At 40.8% G+C, this 23,078-nt stretch carries 19 protein-coding genes; 4 read left to right on the top strand and 15 right to left on the bottom strand.

What is annotated here, in order from left to right; genetic code table 11:
- Positions 1-229: 229 nt before the first annotated feature.
- Entirely contained in the window at positions 230-925 is a 696-nt protein-coding gene (locus ACT3SX_RS01290) for a haloacid dehalogenase type II (RefSeq protein WP_192518867.1), read from the top strand.
- Positions 926-968: 43 nt separating this feature from the next.
- Here the strand turns inward: ACT3SX_RS01290 and ACT3SX_RS01285 are convergent, their stop codons facing one another.
- Together ACT3SX_RS01285 and ACT3SX_RS01280 are read right to left on the bottom strand one after the other, a co-directional pair.
- Positions 969-1,517 (bottom strand): GNAT family N-acetyltransferase, encoded by a 549-nt coding sequence (locus ACT3SX_RS01285; RefSeq protein WP_192518868.1) that lies wholly within the window; start codon positions 1,515-1,517, stop codon positions 969-971.
- A gap of 247 nt (positions 1,518-1,764) precedes the next feature.
- The gene (locus ACT3SX_RS01280) at positions 1,765-2,889 is read right to left on the bottom strand and encodes an S-(hydroxymethyl)glutathione dehydrogenase/class III alcohol dehydrogenase (protein WP_225739114.1); all 1,125 of its coding nucleotides are present in this window, start codon (positions 2,887-2,889) and stop codon (positions 1,765-1,767) included.
- A 150-nt stretch (positions 2,890-3,039) separates the two neighbouring features.
- On the opposite strand from ACT3SX_RS01280, the gene ACT3SX_RS01275 reads away from it, so the two are divergent.
- Together ACT3SX_RS01275 and ACT3SX_RS01270 are read left to right on the top strand one after the other, a co-directional pair.
- On the top strand, positions 3,040-3,942 hold the full coding sequence (locus ACT3SX_RS01275; RefSeq protein ID WP_192518869.1) for a LysR family transcriptional regulator: 903 nt from the start codon (positions 3,040-3,042) through the stop codon (positions 3,940-3,942).
- Between the two features lie 238 nt (positions 3,943-4,180).
- Positions 4,181-4,693: a DUF302 domain-containing protein gene (locus ACT3SX_RS01270; RefSeq protein ID WP_192518870.1), complete on the top strand. Its 513-nt coding sequence runs from the start codon at positions 4,181-4,183 to the stop codon at positions 4,691-4,693.
- Between the two features lie 87 nt (positions 4,694-4,780).
- Here ACT3SX_RS01270 and ACT3SX_RS01265 read toward each other — a convergent pair whose 3' ends face one another.
- The 9 genes from ACT3SX_RS01265 to epmB all read right to left on the bottom strand — a co-directional run bounded on the left by ACT3SX_RS01265 (position 4,781) and on the right by epmB (position 16,381).
- Entirely contained in the window at positions 4,781-5,068 is a 288-nt protein-coding gene (locus tag ACT3SX_RS01265; RefSeq protein ID WP_192518871.1) for a DUF4031 domain-containing protein, read from the bottom strand.
- 44 nt (positions 5,069-5,112) lie between these two features.
- Complete coding sequence (locus ACT3SX_RS01260; protein WP_442062058.1) at positions 5,113-5,532, bottom strand: PACE efflux transporter; 420 nt, start codon at positions 5,530-5,532, stop codon at positions 5,113-5,115.
- 99 nt (positions 5,533-5,631) lie between these two features.
- On the bottom strand, positions 5,632-7,905 hold the full coding sequence (locus ACT3SX_RS01255) for a transglutaminase family protein (protein ID WP_442069479.1): 2,274 nt from the start codon (positions 7,903-7,905) through the stop codon (positions 5,632-5,634).
- Positions 7,902-8,915 carry a hypothetical protein gene (locus ACT3SX_RS01250; RefSeq protein ID WP_442062660.1) on the bottom strand — a complete coding sequence of 338 codons (1,014 nt, stop codon included), beginning with the start codon at positions 8,913-8,915 and terminating at the stop codon, positions 7,902-7,904. Before ACT3SX_RS01250 ends, ACT3SX_RS01255 begins: the two co-directional genes overlap by 4 nt.
- A 76-nt stretch (positions 8,916-8,991) precedes the next feature.
- Positions 8,992-9,951, bottom strand: a complete 960-nt coding sequence (locus tag ACT3SX_RS01245) for an AAA family ATPase (protein ID WP_192520437.1) — start codon at positions 9,949-9,951, stop codon at positions 8,992-8,994.
- A gap of 62 nt (positions 9,952-10,013) precedes the next feature.
- Positions 10,014-10,475, bottom strand: coding sequence for a c-type cytochrome (locus tag ACT3SX_RS01240; protein WP_192520438.1), 462 nt, complete (start codon positions 10,473-10,475; stop codon positions 10,014-10,016).
- A 142-nt stretch (positions 10,476-10,617) separates the two neighbouring features.
- Complete coding sequence (locus tag ACT3SX_RS01235) at positions 10,618-12,705, bottom strand: EAL domain-containing protein (protein WP_192520439.1); 2,088 nt, start codon at positions 12,703-12,705, stop codon at positions 10,618-10,620.
- A gap of 357 nt (positions 12,706-13,062) precedes the next feature.
- Positions 13,063-14,838, bottom strand: coding sequence for a hypothetical protein (locus ACT3SX_RS01230; RefSeq protein ID WP_442062662.1), 1,776 nt, complete (start codon positions 14,836-14,838; stop codon positions 13,063-13,065).
- A 535-nt stretch (positions 14,839-15,373) separates the two neighbouring features.
- Positions 15,374-16,381 (bottom strand): EF-P beta-lysylation protein EpmB, encoded by a 1,008-nt coding sequence (gene epmB / locus ACT3SX_RS01225; RefSeq protein ID WP_192520419.1) that lies wholly within the window; start codon positions 16,379-16,381, stop codon positions 15,374-15,376.
- Between the two features lie 167 nt (positions 16,382-16,548).
- Between epmB and efp the strand changes: the two genes are divergently transcribed.
- Positions 16,549-17,121, top strand: coding sequence for an elongation factor P (efp, locus tag ACT3SX_RS01220; RefSeq protein WP_192520420.1), 573 nt, complete (start codon positions 16,549-16,551; stop codon positions 17,119-17,121).
- Between the two features lie 138 nt (positions 17,122-17,259).
- On the opposite strand, the gene ACT3SX_RS01215 is transcribed toward efp, so the two are convergent.
- The 4 genes from ACT3SX_RS01215 to ACT3SX_RS01200 all read right to left on the bottom strand — a co-directional run bounded on the left by ACT3SX_RS01215 (position 17,260) and on the right by ACT3SX_RS01200 (position 22,961).
- On the bottom strand, positions 17,260-19,077 hold the full coding sequence (locus tag ACT3SX_RS01215; RefSeq protein WP_442069475.1) for an ATP-binding protein: 1,818 nt from the start codon (positions 19,075-19,077) through the stop codon (positions 17,260-17,262).
- Positions 19,078-19,098: 21 nt separating this feature from the next.
- A complete protein-coding gene (locus ACT3SX_RS01210; RefSeq protein WP_192520422.1) occupies positions 19,099-19,971 on the bottom strand; it encodes a tRNA threonylcarbamoyladenosine dehydratase in 873 nt (290 codons plus the stop codon).
- 110 nt (positions 19,972-20,081) lie between these two features.
- Positions 20,082-21,011 (bottom strand): TatD family hydrolase, encoded by a 930-nt coding sequence (locus tag ACT3SX_RS01205; protein ID WP_192520423.1) that lies wholly within the window; start codon positions 21,009-21,011, stop codon positions 20,082-20,084.
- Positions 21,012-22,637: 1,626 nt separating this feature from the next.
- Positions 22,638-22,961: an H-NS histone family protein gene (locus ACT3SX_RS01200; RefSeq protein WP_192521019.1), complete on the bottom strand. Its 324-nt coding sequence runs from the start codon at positions 22,959-22,961 to the stop codon at positions 22,638-22,640.
- Between the last annotated feature and the right edge of the window lie 117 nt (positions 22,962-23,078).

Genomic DNA, 23,078 nt, shown 5'->3' with positions numbered 1-23,078 from the left:
TCAATTATCAACGTTAATGCCCTGCGAATTAACAATTCATACCTCTTACTTCGTCATACTGTCTTCTATCAATATTCTGTTTTGGGATATTATCCAATACTTTCGCTTAACTGGTCAGCATGCTTTATTAGGTTTGTTGGCTCTCTATGACTTATGAAATTTATGGTTTATAAAATTTATGGCTTATGAAACAGTCATAACCTGCTAGCTCTCAACAACAGGAGTCTATATGTCCGTTAACTCAACCCACCCAATTATTGTATTTGATGTCAATGAAACCTTGCTAGATATTGAGACCTTAACCCCTTTATTCACTCGCTTATTCGATGACAAGCTCATGCTAAGAGAGTGGTTCGCTCAACTGGTACTCTACTCTCAAACCATGACGCTATCAGGGCTGTATGCACCTTTTGGTGAGCTAGGTGTTGGCGCCTTACAGATGACTGCTGATATCCATAAAATCACGCTGACAGATGACGATATCACAGAACTCAAAACACTCATGGGAAAAATGCCGGCCCATCCCGATGTCATACCTGCATTGACCAAGCTACGTGATGCAGGGTTTCGACTGGCGACATTGACCAATTCAGCAAGTAGCACCTCTCCTTCACCACTCGAAAAAGCCGGTATCAGTCAGTTCTTTGAGCAGCAATTCAGCGTAGAAACTGTCGGAAAATTCAAACCCGCACCTGAGACTTATCAAATGGTCGCCAAGGAAATGTCTGTTGAGACGTCAGATTTATGCCTCGTAGCTTCTCATCTTTGGGATACGATAGGCGCTCAAGCGGCTGGTTGCCAAGGTGCATTTCTAAAACGCCCTCATAACGCTATGTTACCTGCGTCCAATGTACCGACACCGAATTTTATGGCCTCAGATCTTGTCACGCTTGCTAAGAAAATCATACTCGATGCTAAAAACTAGAGGCTGTTAAACAAGAAAGCTATTACCGTCAATAATTAAAATTTTACCGCCACTGCTCCTGAGTAATTTTATATAGCACATGCTCAGCAAGTGGATGGTTAGACTCAAGCATTGGATGATAAAAGTTTTCTTGCGTATCAGTCATGCCAATGCGCTGCATGATTAATTGCGAGTGCTTGTTAATAACAGCCGTAAACGCGACGACCTCATCAAGCATTAACGTTTCAAATGCAAACGTTAATGAAGCTCTTGCGGCCTCCGTTGCATAACCTTTTCCCCAATAATCTTTGTGTAGTCGCCAAGCCATCTCTACAGCAGGTGCAAAAGGCATATCAACATGTGCTTCATTTAAGCCAACCATACCGATAAAGGCATTCGTCTCTTTTAGGCTCACGGCCCAAAATCCCCAGCCTTTATCTTCAATAAGCTTTGAACATTTATTGGCTATGGCATCGCTCAATTTTGGTGACAGTGGCTTGGGAAAATACTTCATGACGTCAAGATCAGCATTCATTTCAGCAAAGACAGGTAAATCACTCGCCTGCCACTGTCTAAGATAGAGACGTTCCGTTTCTATTGTCTGAGGTTTCATACTGTTTGACCTTTTGCTTTATGCTTTATGCTTTATGCTTTATGCTTTATGCTTTAGCCTAAAAAAATACCGCTTCCATCTTAGAAGTGGTATTTTTATCATTACTATAGGCGATTTAATATTAAAAAATACAGCGATACGGATTATATTTTGCGTAGCCTCTGTCTGCGTAGGCACAGCAAGCAAGAAAAATATAACCGATATCGCGTGGTTGTATTTGTATTTTTTATTTAGGGCTGACTATCGTTTAAAAATGGATAACGGTACGAATGCTCTCGCCCTTATGCATTAAGTCAAAAGACTCATTAATGTCTTCCAATGGCATGGTATGGGTGATGAACTCTTGTAATGGGATCTCACCTGCCAGATAACGTTCAACGTAGCCTGGTAATTCTGAACGACCTTTTACCCCGCCAAATGCTGAGCCACGCCAGACGCGCCCAGTCACAAGTTGAAACGGACGGGTAGAGATTTCTTGCCCTGCACCTGCGACACCGATGACGACCGACTCGCCCCAGCCTTTATGGCAGCACTCAAGTGCTGAACGCATGATATCGACATTACCGATACATTCAAATGAATAATCCACACCGCCATCGGTTAATTCCACGATGACTTCCTGAATGGGCTTGTCGTAATCTTTCGGATTGATGCAGTCAGTCGCACCTAATTTTTTGGCCAATTCAAACTTGCTCTCATTAATATCAATTGCAATGATACGACTGGCTTTTGCCATCGCAGCACCGATGACTGCCGATAGACCAATGCCGCCGAGACCAAAGATAGCAACGGTCGCACCCTCTTCGACTTTTGCGGTATTCATGACCGCACCCATACCCGTGGTGACACCACAACCCAGCAAACAAACTTCCTCTAACGGTGCTTCTTTATTGACCTTGGCCAAAGAAATTTCTGGCAAAACCGTATATTCAGAGAAGGTTGAGCAGCCCATATAATGATAGATTGGCTTACCATCTTTATAAAAACGCGTGGTGCCATCTGGCATTAGGCCTTTACCTTGGGTTTCACGTACCGCCGAGCACAAGTTGGTTTTGCCCGACGTACACATTTTGCAGACTTTACATTCCGCTGTATATAAAGGAATCACATGGTCACCAACTTGCACGCTAGTCACGCCCTCACCGATCTGCTCAACGATACCGCCACCTTCATGACCTAAAATCGCTGGGAATACGCCTTCTGGGTCTTCACCAGAGAGCGTAAACGCATCGGTATGACAAACACCACTTGCTACGATTTTTACCAATACTTCGCCTTTCTTTGGCAGCATCACATCTACTTCTTCGATAGATAGTGGTTCATTTGGCCCCCAAGCGATGGCGGCTTTAGATTTGATAAATTGATCTGACATAGCTGTCTCTCTTTTTAGTTCGTTATTAGGCATAGCCTGTTGGGGCCAATATCTGAAACATTTCGAAGCGGATACTTCTCATTATAGTTATTTCTAGCATGATAACAATATGCTATATTTGCAAATAACTTTTACATATTGGTAATAATCATGCGTTGGGATGGGGTCAGTGAGTTTGTTTATGTTGCAGAATACGAGAGCTTCACGCGCGCCGCCAAAGAACTAGGTATCTCAACCGCACAAGTCAGCCGACAAATCAGTGCATTAGAGAAACGGCTTAATATTAAACTGCTATATCGTACAACACGAAAAGTCTCACTCACAGAAGAAGGACGTGTTTTCTATCAACACTGCCGTGGTGTATTAGACGGCTTAGATGCTGCTGAACAGGCGGTCAGTCGCTTTCAATCAACGCCACAAGGTCGAATTAAACTAACGGCACCTATGACGTATGGCGAGCAGCAATTATTACCGCTGATCAATGATTTTATGGTGCAGTATAGTAATATCGAAGTAACAGCGTTTTTGAGTAATCAAATGATTGACTTGATTGATGGTGGTTACGATTTAGCGATTCGCATCGGTAAATTAAGCGACTCAACGATGATGGCAAAGAAGCTCAGCCATCGCACTAACTTTGTCTGTGCCGCGCCTTCTTATCTCGATACATATGGCACGCCTCACTCTCTGAATGATTTGAGTCATCATAACTGCTTACTGGGTACTCGTGATTATTGGTACTTTAGAGATGCCGACCAAATAGATAGCGATCAAAAAACCAATAACAGTGTCAAAGAAAAAAACTTGCGTGTCTCTGGAAACATCCAATATAACAATGGGCATAGCCTAGTCGATGCCGCTTTGAAAGGTTTGGGTGTCGTCCAGCTGCCTGACTATTACGTGCAAAAGTATTTAGAATCAGGGGAGCTGATAAGCTTATTGGATGACTATCGAGAGCCAGAAGAAAGTATTTGGGCTATTTATCCGCACAATCGTCATTTATCACCAAAGATTAGGTTGCTGGTAGACTATCTGGCAGAACGTTTGGCTTAAGAGTCCGTTAACGCACTTTGTCATGATGCTTTTTATTGTGTGCGTTGTTATGCGTGTTGTTATGTTCGTTGTTGTACTCGCTATTATTTGAGTTGCTATGCAAGGCTGATTACGGATAAGCTAATTACGGATAAGCTAATTACGGATAGGTTGATTACACACAAGGTTATGATGCACAATGAATGTTCGATGTTGCCAACTATTACGGATAACCAATCACCATAAAAAAGGATGACTCATGATTAAAATCGTCTCTATCGCTGCTTTGGCTTTGGCCATGACGGCTTGTGCCAGTGTTGAAAACGTTCTAAATGCACCCACCTCTTCGCTAAAAACCACGACAACGGCTATCAATGCTGAAAAAGGCTTGGTAACCATGCAAAGCAATCATTCCGTGCAAGATACTGCCGATAAGCTGGTCTCAGTTATCGAAAGCAAAGGCATGAAAGTATTTGCGCGCGTCGATCATCAGAAAAATGCACAAGGTGTCGATTTAACCTTACGACCAACCCAGGTCATTATGTTTGGCAACCCTAAAGCCGGTACGCCCTTGATGAACTGTGAGCAGACTGTCGCCATTGATTTACCACAAAAAATCCTCATCAGCGAGGATGCTGATCAAAAAGTATGGCTGTCTTATAACAATCCTGAATATCTCAAAACCCGCCATAATATCGAAGGCTGTGATACCGTCATTGATAATATCTCAAAAGCATTAAATGCGGTCAGCACAGCAGCGGTTGCTAAGTAATACTACACTCAAAAAACACGACCTAAAAAAACAGAAAAGGTGGGTTAGCCAAAACATAACCCACCTTTTTATTTGTTTATGCATTTATTACAAACAATCGGACTGTGCTATTTGTGTATGTAATTCTACTTTTAGCTTCTTTGCACACTCGATAATTTTTCTTCGATCGGCAGGAATTGCACCATACTCAATCGCTGTTTCTCGCATCTGCACAGTGACATCATAATGCGGATAACTGGCGTTACGATGAAACAGGCGCGCATCTAATTCAATCAATGCTGCAAAATCATGCAATTCTTGTAATGTATCAGCTAATAGATGACACCACTTATAGCCTTTAAATTCTATTTGCATAAAATCCACATATATCGCCATCTCAGTTACCTGTCTTATTTATCGTATTGCTTTAGATTGAAGCATCAATCAGCTTCAACAATAGGAAACACTCTGTCGTAAACCCAATTAAAGACAAAAGCATATACCAAATAAAATGTCGCCATAGCGATATCCATTTTAAAAGCATCCCACAAACTGATATCCAAGTACCAAGCAATCGCAGGTAAAAACAGCACCAGCAAACCACCTTCAAACAGTGCAGCGTGTAATATTCGTATAGGAACTGTCTTTTTTACCTCACCACGTAGTTTAAGCAGGGCATTATCAAATAAGATATTATAAAAATAATTCCACACCGTTGCGACAATAGAGCCTGCCAATGCTATTACACCCATTGAATGCAGTTCAAAGCCAAATACCCAACTTGCTAGCGGTGCAAAAATCAATAGACCGATGATTTCAAACCCTAAGGCATGGCGAATACGGTCTTTAGTGCTACGCATGGTTTATTCCAAATTTATCTATCATTTGTCCGCTCACTATCGCTAATAACTGTCGCTAACAAGTGCTGCTAGTTAATAAGTACTGCTGGCTAAATGGACTTATAATAAATCGTGTACATTTTTTTTCAGCTGCTTAAGTGCTTTCTGGTATCCATTGTCATTGATTTCAACGGTACTTAAACGTCCATAGCGTAGCTGACGATAATCTTGTCTGATTTGCGTGATTTTTTCTTGAATAACGTCAGGATGATCACTGTCCGTTAATGTACTAGCATTACTTGTCTTAGCTTCATTATTGACATTTGTATCATTGCGACTATCAATAGCACTGGCTAAGCGCTCAAGCCATGCTAGCTGTCCCTCGCTATCGGTACGAGCTAATGATTTATCTTGCTTAGCTATACGCTGTGACAGCTGCACAAGTGGCAAATCTGCTGGATGCCAGTGTTTGCGGCGTCGATACCAGATGACAAATATCAAAACAGCCATGACCGTAATAGCACTCGCCGCTAACCAGATAACTTGTTGCATGATAGATTTGATATTGAACCATTTAAGCAATGAGTCAGCTTGCTTATCCTTATCATAGCCAACGACATCTTTTTGCCAATAATAACTGGCTTGATCTGAGAAACGACGTAAGGTTTGTAGCATTTGATACTGTTGATAGTTAAACTGCGCACCTGCACCATCACCAAACATTGCTGCGCCTTGAGACTGTGTTAGCGCATCCATACCTTGCTCCACACGCTCAGGAGCGACAAAGGCAGTGGGATCAACACGTACCCAGCCTTGACCTTCTAGCCAAACCTCAGTCCACGCATGCGCATCCTTCTGCCGCACTTCCCAAACATCACCGCCACGACTTAGCTCGCCACCTTGATAGCCTGCCACGACTCGTGCTGGTACGCCAGCTGCGCGCATCATAAAGGTAAAGCTTGAAGCGTAATGCTCACAAAACCCTGCCTTGCTATTAAACAAAAACTCATCAATACGGTTATCATTTAACCGTGGCGGCGATAGTGTATAACGAAAGTCCGTTCGATTGATCCAGCGCTCAATAGCCGCCATATAACGCACAGGATCAGAGCCTGACTGCGCAAAAAGCTGCTTAGCCAATGCTCGTGTTTGTGGATTACCCTCACTTGGCAATGCTAGATTTCGACGCCTTGAGTTATCACTGAGTATAGGGTCTATACGCATCGACGAGAACTGTAATACGTTATAGCGCAATTGCTGCGTAATAGGTTGGTTATTTAATAACGTGAAATTTGAGGTAGTACTAATATTTGGTTGATTGGTAAACGGATAATCAAGTCCAAATAACCAGTTTTGTTGGGTAGGTTCTAAGATAACTTGATAAATGCTCGGTGCTACTTGCTCGGCTTCAGGAACGGTAGCAAATACGTTTTCAATCCAAGTGGGTCTTTGCGATACCGATTGCCACTGTCGCTGCTGGGAGCTAGGACGCCAAGTCACCCCATCAAAGTCACTAAATACCAAACCGCGCCAATAGAGCTGCTGCTGTGGTGGGCGGTCATTTTTAAACTCTACCCGAAATGCCAGCTCAGTTGATTGTCCCAAATTAGCAAAATCACCAGGTGACATACTGTCGGAGACACCCGTGGTTGCTTGCTGACCTGAGAGCTGAACGGACCATAGCGGCGGTAAACGTGGAAAAAACAAAAACAACACCACCAATAACGGTAGCGCACCAACACCCAGCACACCCAAAGTACGCAGACGACCATCACCACGAGCATTGCCATCATCGTTTAATGCAATGAACGCGAGCAACACGATAGTCGCACCAATCACAACTTCTAAAGTCGTAAACAGTCCTTGATCCATCAAAAACAATGCCGCCAGTACAAACAATGATAGGTTTAATACCACATAAGCATCACGGCGCTTGTACAACTCCCAAAGCTTACTGATGAGACACAGCACTAAAAATGCCACACCCATATCTAACCCAAATGCCGTATTATAAGTCAGCCACAAGCCGGCCAGACCTAATAAAAAACCAAGCATTTGCATGCCTTGATAAACACGCTTCAAATGCGCTATCTTTTTAAATCTCGCTTTCACACGTGGTAGCTGAGCGGCAATACTCACCACTGCAAAACCTATTAACCATAAAGGCAGGTGTGCAGCGTGCGGTAGAATGACAACCACTTGAGCAATGATGACCCAATAATACGCTGGTAGCGCAAATAATTTGCGGTACCATTTATTATCACGGTTCAGTACACTATTATTAGTAGTGGCGTTATGACCTTGTGCCAACTGCTCAAAGCTCGCAGAATTTACGGCCTCTACTGTAGAGGTACTAGCAGATTGGTTTTCAGAAAAAACGGGAGAGTGACTCATGGTGCTTTCGCCAGCCTTAGCAAGCAAGCTTGCGCAAAGCCATCACCTTCACCCACCATTGCAGCAGACGGCATATCACTAGGTAAGCGCATATTAAATGGCACGCCAAGCTGGCCTAGTGTGACCGCACCATAAGCCAATTGCGCCAGCTTTTGCTCATGCTGGGCGGCAGGCATGTCAGCATAATCTAGCGTTTGCTCATGACCGACAGGATCGGCGAAATGCTTGGTAAGCATGCCCTGACCTCGTGCCACATGTCCCCAAGACACGCGCGCCAACGACTCACCTTCTACATAATTATCGAGTCGCTCAAAATCATCTTGACCTTGCCGATGCTGTCCACCTACCGGTAAATCCTCTGCACTTGCGACAGCATACTGCGCTTGCCAGTCGAAAGCTTCTGGCTTTGGATACACCCAAGCTGTACGGGCAAAGTAGACATAAGACCATGCTCGCATGATACCTAAAGGATAAACGGTTTTTATTTTTAGACGTGGTAATTCAAGCTGGCCACGAGCATTGGTTTGAACAGGAAGTCGAATAATTTGCTCACCTTGCAGTCTAGCGACCAGTACAGAATGTTGACTATCGGCGTGCTTTTTCTTTTGGTTATCAAGCGACTCAAAATCAAATAACAGCTGTCGTCTTGGTTGGCGGCTCTCACTACGCAGTTGTAAAGTCACCCACGCAGGAGCGCCGGCCTCTACCATTGTTACCTCTAGGAGTTGCAGCTTTAGGCCTGAAATATGGGCAAACGTTACATGAAAGCTGATAAGCCAAACACTCACCAAATAAAAGCACAATCCTAGCACCAAATTATTGCCATAATTGATACCAGCGATAAAGGTGATCACTAGCAATACTAAAAACAGCATGCCTTCACGGCTAAAGAAGATGTATACGTTGCGCAAATTCAGAGTAGCACTATCGCTTTTAGGTGCGCGCGATGCAAACCAGCGACTTAATGCTGAGGTAATTGGTACGGTTAAGGCTTTTGGCAAAAGACTCATGACTACCCTATCCTTACCATTAATTGATAAGCTGACTGATCACTGTTTTGAAGTGTTCCACTATTAAATAATATTTTTAAATGACGACAGGCACTGATGCTAAGATTCGTTGGGCAATGGTTTGCGGTGAGCTCCCACCTGTCACATGAGCAGGTATAAAACGCTGACCGAGTCGATGGTCCGTTACAGCAGCAAACACGGCTTGGATGTCTTCAGGCGTGATCTCCATATGCCCTGACACATAAGCATGAGCCTGTGCCGCACGTTGTAATGACAGCACGCCACGCGGTGACAAACCATGATACTCTTGGCTCGCGCGAGTTTTTGCGACCAGTCTTTGTAGATAGTCCAGCACCACATCTGCGACATAGACTTGCTTGACGCCTTGTTGAGCGAGCAAAACGGCATCGGCATCGAGCACAGCCGATAAACTTTGTAGCAACTCACGACGATTCTGGCCTTTTAAAAGTTCACGCTCTGCCGCAGGTGACGGATAACCCAACGACAAACATAATAAGAATCTATCAAGCTGCGACTCAGGAAGCGGATAGACACCAGCTTGCTGCAATGGGTTTTGAGTCGCAATCACAAAAAACGGCTGCGGTAAACGATGAGTCTGCCCATCTTGACTAACCTGCCGCTCTTCCATCGCTTCTAATAACGCGCTTTGCGTCTTAGGACTAGAGCGATTGATCTCATCAGCGAGCAATAGCTGAGTAAAAATAGGACCATGGCGAAATTCAAACTGCTGCTTACTTTGATCATAGATACTCATTCCCAAAATATCTGCAGGCAGCATATCATTGGTAAATTGTACCCGATTAAAACTCAGCCCTAACAACTGCGCCAGCCCTTGTGCTAAGGTAGTTTTACCCATACCTGGCAGATCCTGCAGTAGTAAATGCCCACCTGCTAATATGCCACTGAGTGCGAGCTTCACCACTTGCGGCTTGTCGAGCACAATTTGATTCAGTTGCACCATTAACTGTTCAATTTTTTGCTGATTATGGCGATAGTCCGTCGTTTCATGCGTCATAGGAAGTCATTGGCTCGTTTTTTATGGCAATAGTAGTTATAACGTCGTTACAACATCAAATTTTACTTTTTATCATCATCCACTGCTGGTAATGGCGCACGAAGTGTTGATAAATAAGCAATCACATCAGCGCGTTCTTTAGCATCCGGCATTGGATTAGATAACATCTTTGAACCTGTCATCGCTTTTTCGGCATCAGCAATATAAGGGTCAAGTGTCTCAGCATCCCAGACCCAACCTGACTGTTTTAACCCTTCGCTATAAGTGTAATCGTTTAGCGTAGCAGCCGGTGCACCATAGATATTCATCAACTGTGGACCTTTTTTATTGAGTCCGGCATTGAGCCGATGGCATTGGCCACAGGCATCTTGGTAGATAATAGCACCATTATCCGCATCGCCTGCGGTATATAATGGTAAGGTTACAGGATCGCGGTGGTCAGGTGGTGGGCTATGCTTACAGGCACTGAGCGATAAAACAGCGACGAGAATACCACCTATTTGATATTTACTAATAATAGACATGTTTGGTAATCTTTGGTTAGAGAATATCAGCCGTATATAAACAACATAAATAAATACTGGCAAAAAGACAGCATTATTTGTCAGCTTATACACCAACAAATAATGCTTAAATGACAAATACCACAAAAGACATTATGGCATATTAAGTCGCAACATTTATCGTACTACTAGGCTCTTCTAAGTAATAACCTTGTAGATAGCGCGCACCCACACTCCAAGCAACAGACATCGTTGCAGCATCTTCGATATAAGGCATTAGCACATCAACATTGACTTCATTGGTTCGTCTAATAAGTGACTTCACCGTATCTAAGTTATCTGATGAGTCAATATCCTCCACATAGCTACGCGGCAAACGTGCCAAATCTGGCTGCACAAAACTAGCAATTTCTATAGATTTGGCAGAAGAGCCAAAATTATTGATACCTAGCTGACAACTGATCTTACTAAGCGCTGCAAACTGAGTTTTCGCGATGGTCAAATGATCTGAGATGTCTTTTTCATTAAACTGTAAGGTAAGTACACCTGCTGCACCGCCCACCGCTTTTATCAATTGGCTAGCAACACTAGGTAGTTTTTTATCAATCAATGACGCGCTTGTTAACTGTACCAACAGCCTAGCTTCAGGGTGCGTTTTACGTACATCATTTATTTTTTTACAGGCATTAATTAGCACCCAGCGATCTATCTTCTCTAGCAAATTATGCGTTTTGGCAACTGCCATGAATTGATCAGGAGTCAACACCGTATTCTCAGCATCGGCTAATGGTAAGCATAGATAGACCTCAAAGAAATCACTGCGATCATTATCAATATCATATATTGGCTGAAACGATAGCTCAAAACGATTGTTGGCGATGGCATCAACTAATGACTCCGCCAATGCGTTATCATCACTATTGGCATGTTCGCTTGGATCGTATAAATGGTAAGTGTCGCCATGATTAGATGTTTCAATCATAATCTGGTTGATGGCATCCATCGCACGCTCGAGCAATATATTTGGCTCTACCGTATTTTTGTCAATTTTGACAATGCCGATACTGACCGTCGTACTAGTAGTACGTTTCTCCACTTCAATAAGCATACTACTGATGTGCGAACCAATATGCTCAGCCAGTTCTTTAAGCTCTGAGCCGCTCTTGTCTTCTACAAGAATAGTAAATGCGGTATCACTGAAACGGCTAACATGTCCATCTGACACCAACTCATCTAATGCATACGCCACCTGCTTGACAGTAGCATCTATGCCTTGCAAACCTAGACTACTTCTAATTTTACCGATATTATCAAGCTGAACGTATAGTAGACCTGCCGTCAACAAGTCTTGGCGTGCTTGCTGATACACCGCTTCCATTTTTTCTTCAAAGCCGCGGCGATTGCTAATACCTGTTAGACTATCTTTACATTCAGCCGCAGCCAAACGCTCGGCAATTTCGGCGCTGTTACTGTGATCTTGTTGGATGATAACCTGAGTCACTGGCTCACCGTCTAAGGTTGCAGCAGCCAGCTGTAACTTTGCTTCAAAAGTACTACCGTCTGTTCGTATACTTTCAAACTTAAACTCTACTTCTTGACGATTACCTTTAGCAAACTGACGCAAAAACTGCTTAAACCCTTTGACGTTATCGCCACCTGCAATCAGGTCAATAATAGGTACACCAACGACATCATGCATCGAGTCAAAACCAAAAAGCTGAAGATAAGGGTCGTTGGCAAAAATATGGATGCCTTCATCTATATAGGCAACCGCACTTTTAGAGTTTTTAATCAAGACATTGGCACGTTGCTCAGCTTCAGAGAGTACATGTCGTAATGTTTTGAGCTCACGGCGACTGCGTAAGCTATCATGCTGCAAACAAATAGACATGACCACTGCCATTTCTTCGTCTACTTTGAGTGCTTTGACCATTGTACCGCTGATAATATTAGGTAACGCCTCATTATTACGAATTGGCGATGCCATCTTTTCATCCAACAGGCAAATCATAGGGAGATCAATATCTTGCTCTTGGACGATACCCACGACATCTGTGAAATTCATATCATAGGCATTACCAAATACCAAAACATCCCACGACTGTCGTAGCGACTTTAACAGCTCTTCTTTATCATCTAAAAATCCTAAATTCACATCATCATAATAACTACCTAATAAGTGCACAAGGTGCTCAGCGTATAGCTGATCGTCATCGATAACTAACAAATTCAAGATGGATTGAGTACGCATAATCAGCCTTTAAAACATGATCTTATTTTTATATGTTATTTTCGATATCTTACGCACATTCCAAAAGATCAACCTAGTACAGAGTGTACTATGAAGAATAGGATTAGCGATTTGTATAACACGGGTATACTTTTTAGATCGAAATAACATGCTTATTAACCACAGATATTATATAAACGAGAGTAATAATATTTATCATTATAGACAATAATATAACTGGTTGCAGACTAACTTGCCATCATTGTCTAGCATGACTAAATTCTATGGCTATTAAAGCTCAAGCTCTATTTAAATAATGCCTAACCAAATCTCTATTCATATCACTACTTTTCTATTTTTTTCGGCAAAACCCAACAGCTATAGCTGAACGACCTCATACTGACTAAACTCATCTGTAATCAGTAGACGCTTACCCAAACGTAACGAGGTTTGTTTGGCATTGATACGCATGATGACTCTGTCACCTGTTTGAAAATAAGCTGTTGGCACTATCATAGTTCCGATAGTTTGAAGCTCCTCCTCCCTACCAAGAATAAATGCTGGTACAAAGTGCTGACTGCGTGTTTCTGTACCTTCTAAACGCAGTCCACAAGCCACGACATGATTTCCAAGCACTTGCCAATCAACTTCTGGTTTGTCAGTATCAAGATTCAGCCAACGCACTACACCTATTGACCAATCTGGTGATGCAACTGTTTCAGACCGACAGACTAAAAAAAGACTCATAAGATATAACAATGGCGGTGCAGTCTTAATAATAACATCGTCAGCCATTGCATCATCGTCAGCGACTAATGCATGAAGACTTTCTTCAGTAAGGCTTACTCGATCACTTCCTTTATCCAAAATATCTACTGTTGAAGGTAATATCAGCGTACGAAATAATGATGACTGATCGTTAGCATCAAGAATTTCACTGGCTAATATATCACTACTATCCTGTTTTTTACTAACAGTATCATAACGAGGTCGATGCTTCTCTGGCAGCTCATTCATCGCAATCAAGCTTGCAAAAAGATGTGAACCACCTACATGATAATGAATATTATTAAAGCCTGTAACCAAAACAGCTTCTTTTCTTATATCACGTTTCTTCACTAACTTCGGTGGCGACTTTAGATAATGATAACGCATTGTCATCGCTATATTGTTAAGTAAGTAGCTCTCAAGCCCTTCACTACCTTCTTGAACTAAGACCTGACGACGTGAGCTAAGGTACTCTAGCATCGGCATCAATTCTATAAATAAACAGTGATAGCGATCTTCATATGGATTAATTGCAGAACTGGCAGTCAAATAGGCAGGTGGCTTATTATTTTGTAAATCAACAAATATTCGAGTGTCCGTTTTTGGCTCTATCGTCGCAACAATATACTCAGCCCATTCGGTTAACAGGCGCTGTACTAGCAAGATACTAGGACGACGCATAGCACGTACATTTAATAAACTATGCAAACAAATTTGACAGTACAAACGATGTATATTACTGGCCCGCGAGATATCTATCATTTTACTTAAATCGATACCAACTACATGATGCTGATATGCAAGATAATACAGCTGGTTGATTTTAGCCCATAAATAAGGTGATGGTTTTTGATAGCAAAGCACTTCTGTAAACAGGAGCCTTTGGTACATCAACAATGACTGATAAATGGCCACAGCAAGTGTGGTGGATAGTGTCTTGTCACTGCTGAAATAGCGATGCCAACCATCACTTGTAGTATATTTACGCTGACGGCTTAACAATGAAGTATTATGGCGTATGACTCTGTCATAGACCATAATAATTAGATAATATAATGATTTTATCTGATTTACATACCCTACTTGAACACTACTCAGTGCTCCTGTCTCATAAATGAAATGCTGACGCAATGCTGCAATCAACTGATCTGAGGCACTGATTACAGCAATCATTAATTTAAGACGTTGCTGTTCATCTATATTAGCGACGCGTAATACTGTCAGTATTTTTTCTAATTGCTCGGCTTGCTCTGCCTGTGTTTGCGAAGACAGTCCTGCCAATAGTTTACGTAAATAACCCTCTTGGCCATTTGCCATTTTATTTAGTAGCGGCGGCAATGGCTCTTCAGAAGATAAGTACTCTTGAAACATCGATAAAGTTATCATCATTCTTCCTAGTGGCTTTGAGTAACTTGGCAGGAGGAAAGTATTTAATCAGGTAACGCACAACGATATATAGGCAATCTCATATAAATGCACTATGGTATCAAGATAATTTATACTAATAAATGAATATACTCTAACACAGTAACGACACACAATAGACTTACCTATACTGACTAGGCCGTGTCCTCATTTAAACAAAGATGATAAACATGAGATAAATCACCATCAAACGCGAAAACTAGCGCTAATAATATCGGGATATCACCAGTTATTTAACGATATTAGACTACCTTCAATCCGTTTAGATAACAATTAATTGAATTGAAGATTCGCTTTAAATGATGACTTAACGTCAAGATGTGTCACCAACAATAGATACCACCTTACAGTAGGCTATATTTTTTAATACTTATAAAAATATTAATCCTAACTTCATTTTGTATCTTTTCTAAAACATAACAACGATAAACAGTTCGTATTTACTAACAAACTCATTCTTTGTCCACTAATTTTTAGATACACTATAGTGCCTATATTAATGCTCATTGTAAATGTTAATTGGTACCTTAAAAGGTCTATTCGGCAGCTCTCTGACCAATTTTGGCACAAGATAACCTGGTAACACCGCCAATAATGACCAGTAAAGCTGAATTGATGACCGTTCATCGATATCAAAATGTGCGGCACCAGACACTTTATCCAATACGTGTAAATAATAAGGTAGCACACCACATGAGAATAAACACTGGCTTAATTGCGCTTGCACCTCCACACTATCATTAATACCTTTTAATAAAACGGCTTGATTTAATAAGGTTATTCTAGCAGCTCGTGCACGCTGCAAGTGTTCTGCAGTTAGTGTATCTATTTCATTGGCATGATTACAATGAATCACCATCACAATGTTGCAGCGGCTTTGGGATAGTCTTGTCAACAATGCATCATCCAAACGCTCTGGAATGACCAATGGCAAACGAGTATGCATACGAATAGTAGTCAACTGAGGAAGAGATTCAAGCGTATCTAGCCATGCAAATAAACGTCTGTTTGTTACATTCAGTGGATCGCCACCACTCAAAATCACCTCATTAATCTCAGGATGCGCGGTAATATAATCAATGATTTTTTCTTTTGCTTCGGCTGTGGGCATATTTGCACTATAATCAAAATGCTGCCGAAAACAATAACGACAGTGAATGGCACAGGCGCCTGTAATGGTCAACAGTACTCTTGATTGGTATTTATGGAGCATACCCTTTATAGGGTTTTGCGTATTCTCGCTTAGAGGATCAGCCACATAACCCGTGACCTTTATTTGCTCCTGCTGATCTGGTAATACTTGTTTTAATAAAGGATCGTCCCTATCGCCAATGGTCATTTTTGCTACAAAAGCACGTGGGACGCGTAACTCAAAATGCTTAGGCACATAGATACTTTCTCGCACTGCTTCAAGCTGTAAGATGCTTAATAGCTCATCAATAGACGTAATGGCCTCGGATAATTGCGTTTTCCAGTTTTTTTGTGTGATTAAATGGTTTATCATGACAGCCTATTACCTGTGCCCAAAATCCAATATTATACGCTTTTAGTACGTAGCCTATCAAAGCATACGATTTATCCTTTAGACACTTAGCGTAATCAGCGATTTTGATACAGCAAACCCCATATCCCATTATCTCTCATCATATTTACAACCCTTAGGAGTCTCTTGTGGCAAGTTTTTCTACTAATGAATTTAAAGCTGGTCTAAAAGTTATGCTAGATGGCAATCCTTGTGCCATTCTTGAAAATGAATTTGTCAAACCAGGTAAAGGCCAAGCTTTTAACCGTGTTAAATTGCGTAATCTTCGTAGTGGTAAAGTGTTAGAACAAACCTTTAAATCTGGTGACAGCTTAGAAGCTGCTGATGTGATGGATACTGAACTGAACTATCTATACAACGATGGTGAGTTTTGGCATTTTATGGATCCAGAGAGTTTTGAGCAGATCCAAGCTGATAAAACAGCGATGGGCGACTCAACACAGTGGCTAAAAGAAAATAGCAATGCACTATGTACCATTACTTTATTTAACGGCGTACCTTTGTCAGTAACACCACCTAATTTTGTTGAGTTGCAAATCACAGAAACAGACCCTGGTGTGCGTGGTGATACCTCTGGCGGCGGCGGCAAACCTGCTAAGCTAGAGACTGGCGCGGTTGTACGTGTACCCTTGTTTGTACAGCAAGACGAAGTCGTACGTGTCGATACCCGCACGGGTGATTATCAAACTCGTGTTAGCTAAACAGTATTGAAAAGCAATATGATAGATAGCCACTATCTATTATGTAATAAAAAAGCTGAACTACTTGATAAGTAGCTCAGCTTTTTTTGTACTGATGACCGTGACACATAAAACGTAATACAAATTTTATGTAAGCAGTTACTCTTCTAGTAACTGCTTTTGTATCAACCAATACTGCACTAATGCGTTTAACTGCTCTTGTTTGAAAGGCTTGGTACAATAATCTTGCATACCTATTTTTAAGTATTTTTCGCGCTCACCATCCATTGCATTGGCAGTCAAAGCGATAATAGGTGGCAGTGATTGAGGATCATAGAGCTCATGTAATTTAATAGTAGCCTGTACACCATCTAATATAGGCATATGATGATCCATTAGAATAACATCATAACGTTCAGGAGAGCGTGCAAAAATCTCGATTGCTTGCTGTCCATCAGCAACATGTGTAACGGTATGACCACTCTTTTTCAAAGCTTTTTTGGCGATAATCGCATTGACGTTATCATCTTCAACCAGCAATATATGACCAGCACGCTCGTGGTTAGAGTCAATCACGGTAGCGTCATTTTCATCTTGCCACGCTTCGTATTGGTTCTCATCGATAGCAGGTAAAGGCAACAAAACCCTAAAGGTTGTACCGACACCCACCTCACTATCTACATCAATATAACCGCCCATTAAATTCACTAAAGACTTACAAACAGAAAGCCCAAGACCAGTACCGCCATAAAGACGATGTGTGAATTTATTTGCTTGATCATAAGCATCAAATATCGCATCTAACGACTCTGCCTTAATACCAACACCCGTATCGGTGATCTCAATACATAATGTCATGACCTTATCGCGATCACATTTAGCGGTCGCATCGTGAATAGTATTATCATTTGCATTATTTGTTGTAGCATCTTGAAGATGATAATTATCTGCGCTGTACGCTTCTAAGCCCTCATGCTGACAACTGAATACATGTTTAACATCAATACTAACTCGCCCTCCTTCACGAGTGAATTTAATCGCATTATTGACGAGATTAGCAATAATCTGTTTGAGGCGCACTGGATCTCCTTTCACATAAGGAGACAATGACTCGGTATAGTGATAGTCTAAAACCAACCCTCGTTGGCGTGCTCTGACAGCAAAAAGGCTCACCACTTCATTACATAATCCAGATAGGTTGATTGGAATAGCATCAATGGTCATTTTTCCAGACTCAACTTTTGATAAATCTAAAATACCATTGATAATCGCCATCAAGTGCTCATTAGATACTTTGATATTGTCCACGTACTCTTGTTGTTCAATGCTCAGTTTGGTTTCACTCAACATCTCCACCATGCCAATAATACCATTCATTGGAGTGCGGATTTCATGACTCATATTCGCCAAAAAGCTCGACTTCATTTTATTAGCATGTTTAGCATCGCGCTGTTTATCTCGTAGCTGCAACGCATCTGCTGTCATCGTCGCAAACTGAGACAAAATCTTTGCTTTTTGCTCATCAAACTCATAATTTGGCTGGGTATCCATCACACATAAAGAACCTAAGCGGTAGCTTTTATTGTCTTCGTAAATCATAATTGGCGCACCAGCATAAAAGTGCACATAAGGATCTTCTGTAACTAATGGATTTCGACTAAAACGACTGTCTATCGACAAATCAGGTATCATAAAGACTTCATCAGATAACACGGTATAATTACAAATAGCCACTTCACGTGTCGTTCTACATATACTACCAAGTCCTTTCGCAGATTTTAGATATTGTGTATTATCATCCATAAAAGTAATAGTAACGATAGGCATATCAAAAAACAATTTTACAAGTTCGACTAAACGCCTGAATGCAGGATCATCATCATCGTTCAGCACTTGATACTTCCTAAGTTTATGGATACGCTCTTCTTCATCTGCCGCTACTGGGTAGCTAAGTTTAGGTACGTTAAATATAGACAAGATGGACTCCATTAAATAAGATCAGACGCTCAGTTTATTGTCCGTCTGTTTTATCAATAATTGTAATGCTTCGCTCACCATCATCATCGCAACCACTGATGTAACTACGACTGCTGAACCATAGCCACCGCAGTGTAGCCCACCTGTTTGACAGCTCTTATCTATCCGTGGTGGCTCTGTAGAATAAACACATTTAATACCGAATTTTTCTTTTAAAGTACTATTAATACCTTTTTCATGGCGCAGCTTGTTACGTAATTTGGCTAGTAGCGGATCTTGATAACTATCACGCAAATCAGTTACCCTGATTTGGCTAGGGTCTATCTTGCCACCTGCACCACCTGCACAAACCATTTTTAATTTATTAAAACGACAATGTAAAGCAATGGCCAACTTAGCATTCATATCGTCGACGCAATCTAAAATAACGATTGGCTTGCCTTGAGAAGTAGCTGCTTTGGCTTCATCACGACTTGGTAATAAAGCTGCGATGTTTTCCACTGTCAAAAAATCATCAATCAAATTAAGTGTTACCTTAGGATTGATCTCACGAATACGTGCAGCCATTGCGCCAATTTTACTTTGACCAAAAGTACTATCTAGTGCAGGTAACTGCCGATTAACATTAGAAGCAACCAATACGTCTAAATCAATCAAAGTAATATTTCCAACCGCTGTTCTAGCTAAAGCTTCTGCGGCCCACGAGCCAACCCCTCCTACACCAACAACATAAACATGAGCAGCAGCGAAAGTATCAACAACTGATGCACTATAGAGTGTTCGTGTTCCTTGAAAACGACGTTCATATTGATCGTCTTCTTTCGTCACCTCAGCGATGACAGAGTCTTTAGTGGTGACTGACTCTGCCAGTTCGAATTCTCGTGTTTCACTCATAACAGGTTATATGCTCTTTTAAATTGTATGGGTCTCTCTTACGTCAGCGACGTATTACCAACCCATGGTCTATCAAAAACTTGGCCAGCAATGACCGATAACAAATAATATTATAATGGATACGCCCATGTCGTGCGCAAAGCATTGCAACTGTTGAGCCATAATTGTTTAGCAAGTCTATCTGGCGACACCTCAAGTAGCTCACTTAAGCTCAACAAGACCCATGACAGATTGGCAGGAGTATTACGGTCACGCGACTGCTTATTAGGCCAACTATTATCTGATGCCTGACATATGATGGGCATCATATCTGGGCAGTCCGTCTCTATGACCAAGCATTCAATACCATGACTATCGACAGCTGCTTGAATAGCACGGCGCAACTTTTTGGCATTTGGATTGGTGATTTGCCCAGTCACACCCAGTTTGAATCCTAGCTTTATAAAAGCCTTTGCTTCTTGCTCACCACCACTAAAACTATGTGCAATACCACCTAGTTTGTGTGCATCATAAGCATGTGCTTTCAATATGGACAATACCTCTGCATGTGCTTTCCGAATATGCAATATCACGGGCAATTGATACAACACTGCCATATCCAATTGCGCCTGAAAAAACTGCACTTGCCTTGCAAAGACATTAGGAGCTTTCATCTCAGCAGTAAAGGTGTCCAATCCTATTTCACCAATTGCTAGCGGGCGCTGCTCAGCAATCATTTTTGCCAAGTTTTTCAGGTGCTCTTCACTGTGCTCATTAATATAAAATGGATGCAAGCCCACTGCAATATGGCTTTCGATATGTGACACTTTTTGGCTATTAGATGTTTTTGTGGTATTCAATAGTCGCTCTGCATCATACATACGCTCAAAATGCTTGTATAAATATCCCACTAAAACCAAATGACGCACGCCTTTTGCATAAGCTTGCTGCACCAGTAATGCTCTATCATTATCGAATACTGGCTCATCAAAATGAGTATGGGTATCAATAAGAGGATATATATCAGGTACTTCCTGTATAGGTGTTATAGAGGCAGCCATAAGAGTCTTTAGTATCGTTGAAATACTTCATTGTTTGTAGTTTTATAGAAAAAACCAAGTCAATGACTATATTATCAATTATTATTTTAATAATCAGAATAAATTATATCAAAGATCGTATCTTCTATCGTATGTTTTCATTTTAGAATAATAAAAATTGAATGAGTTGCGATTAAAAGTGGAACACAGAGCCAATAATATTGGAGTACTAACCAACTACATGACTATATTTTCTGAAGCTCAGCCATCTCAGCCAATCTATATAGCTATCTGTTGTATTAGAGACTTGCTATAGGTGTGAACTTTATTTTTTCGCTTGTGGATTATTAGATTCCTCTATATCAGCCTTCCGACTGCTACGTCGAGGCACAACCAGCAAAACCATTACCACCGCTCCCAAAAGAAACCTCTTTTTTATTTTTTCATGACTCGTCATATATTCACCTTAACTTATATACTATTAACTAAATATATAAATACCTCATACTCACTTTATGCAACTCATAAAAGCTAGAATAGCAAAAATAAGGGCAAGTACGAAATATTAAAAACTAAGAGATTTTGATACGGTAAATTATATTTTGGGAATCTCATATTATAAATATATTATTACCATATTAGGACGTGTTTTCAATTTAATCGATAGTTATCTAAATGAGTTGAAAATTACTACATTCTGTCAACGGTGTTAAACAGCTGACTAATATCTAAATATTATCTACGCTATTTTCCTTGTTTGACAGTAATTTATCTCATTTTTATCAATATTTTTAAAATAATGACACGCTTTAGCATATATAGCCGATCCACTATAAAATTAATACAGCGTTACAGGTTACCCAGCCTCTGTTTGCATAGGAACAGCAAGCAAGAAAAATGTATCTCTGTATCGCGTGGTTGTATCTCTTTTATTTAGGACTTGCTATAGTTGAGTTCAAATAATTTCGATATAAGAAGTCTGGTGCAGGCTATACTTTAGTATGGTTAACGGGGATGACTATGTAGCAGATTTATATGGATTTGGCTATACTAGAATATGGTAGATGCTGTGTTTAGCTGTGTTATAAATGCGCAAACTAATGTACGTTATGGAAGTGATTGATTAGATCATATACTTAGGATCTCACCATGTAGTCATTCTACTGTACATGTATGACTACACGAACCTAGCCTGAAGTATTACTATATTACCTCTACACTCTGTTGCTTTATACCCCTCTTAATTTGAATTAACCGTAGTAAAAAACGATAAAAAAGCCAGCAGCCCTTTATCAAATATTGATAAAGAGTTGCTGGCTTCTATATATACAGAGCTTATTACTATAGTCATTCCACTATAGTAATATTAAAGCGCTAACCTCGCTTGAGATATTAAATATACCTCTACACTCAGTTGACTTATATCTCTTTTAAACTAAATCAACCATATCGTTAACCTACCATAGATATAAATCTATAGCCTAGCCCATATAATTCCGCTAGATCATCATCCCCGTTAACCATACTAAAGTATAGCCTGCACCAGACTTCTTATATCGAAATCATTTGAATCTAACTATAGTAGCTTAAGTGGCGCCAACTTGATCTTCTTTTAGAACAAATTAAAATCATGGCATCCGTATATTGCTAAATAACAAAATCTTCAAGCTTGCTGCCGGCTGCTAACGCCTCAACCAACCATGTCGGCTTGCGACCACGACCAGTCCAAGTCTCTTCATTGTTATCTGTATTGCGATATTTGATACTACGTTTTTTCTCTAGTGTTTCACCAGCTTTTAAAATCTCTTCAATAGATGCATCGCTTTCTTCTGCAATTTTCTCAAACTGCATGTAAGCATCATATAGACGTTGGTGTTGTTTTTTAGCAATAAGCTGCTGAGCATTTTCAGTAATAGCACGTAGCTCATCAACGTCTAGATTTTCTAAATCAATTTCTTTGTTTTTGCTCATAGTAAATCCAATTATAAAATAAAAAATATCACCTTAATAGACATATTGTTTACTATTAAGAACTGAGAATAAGATACTTATAATCAATTAAATTATAAGTATCGTACATAAATATTA

This window comes from Psychrobacter sp. AOP31-B2-9 (assembly GCF_052378005.1).
Taxonomy (GTDB): domain Bacteria; phylum Pseudomonadota; class Gammaproteobacteria; order Pseudomonadales; family Moraxellaceae; genus Psychrobacter.
Note: the sequence above shows the minus strand (reverse complement) of the source record. Positions and strands in the feature narration are given on the sequence as shown.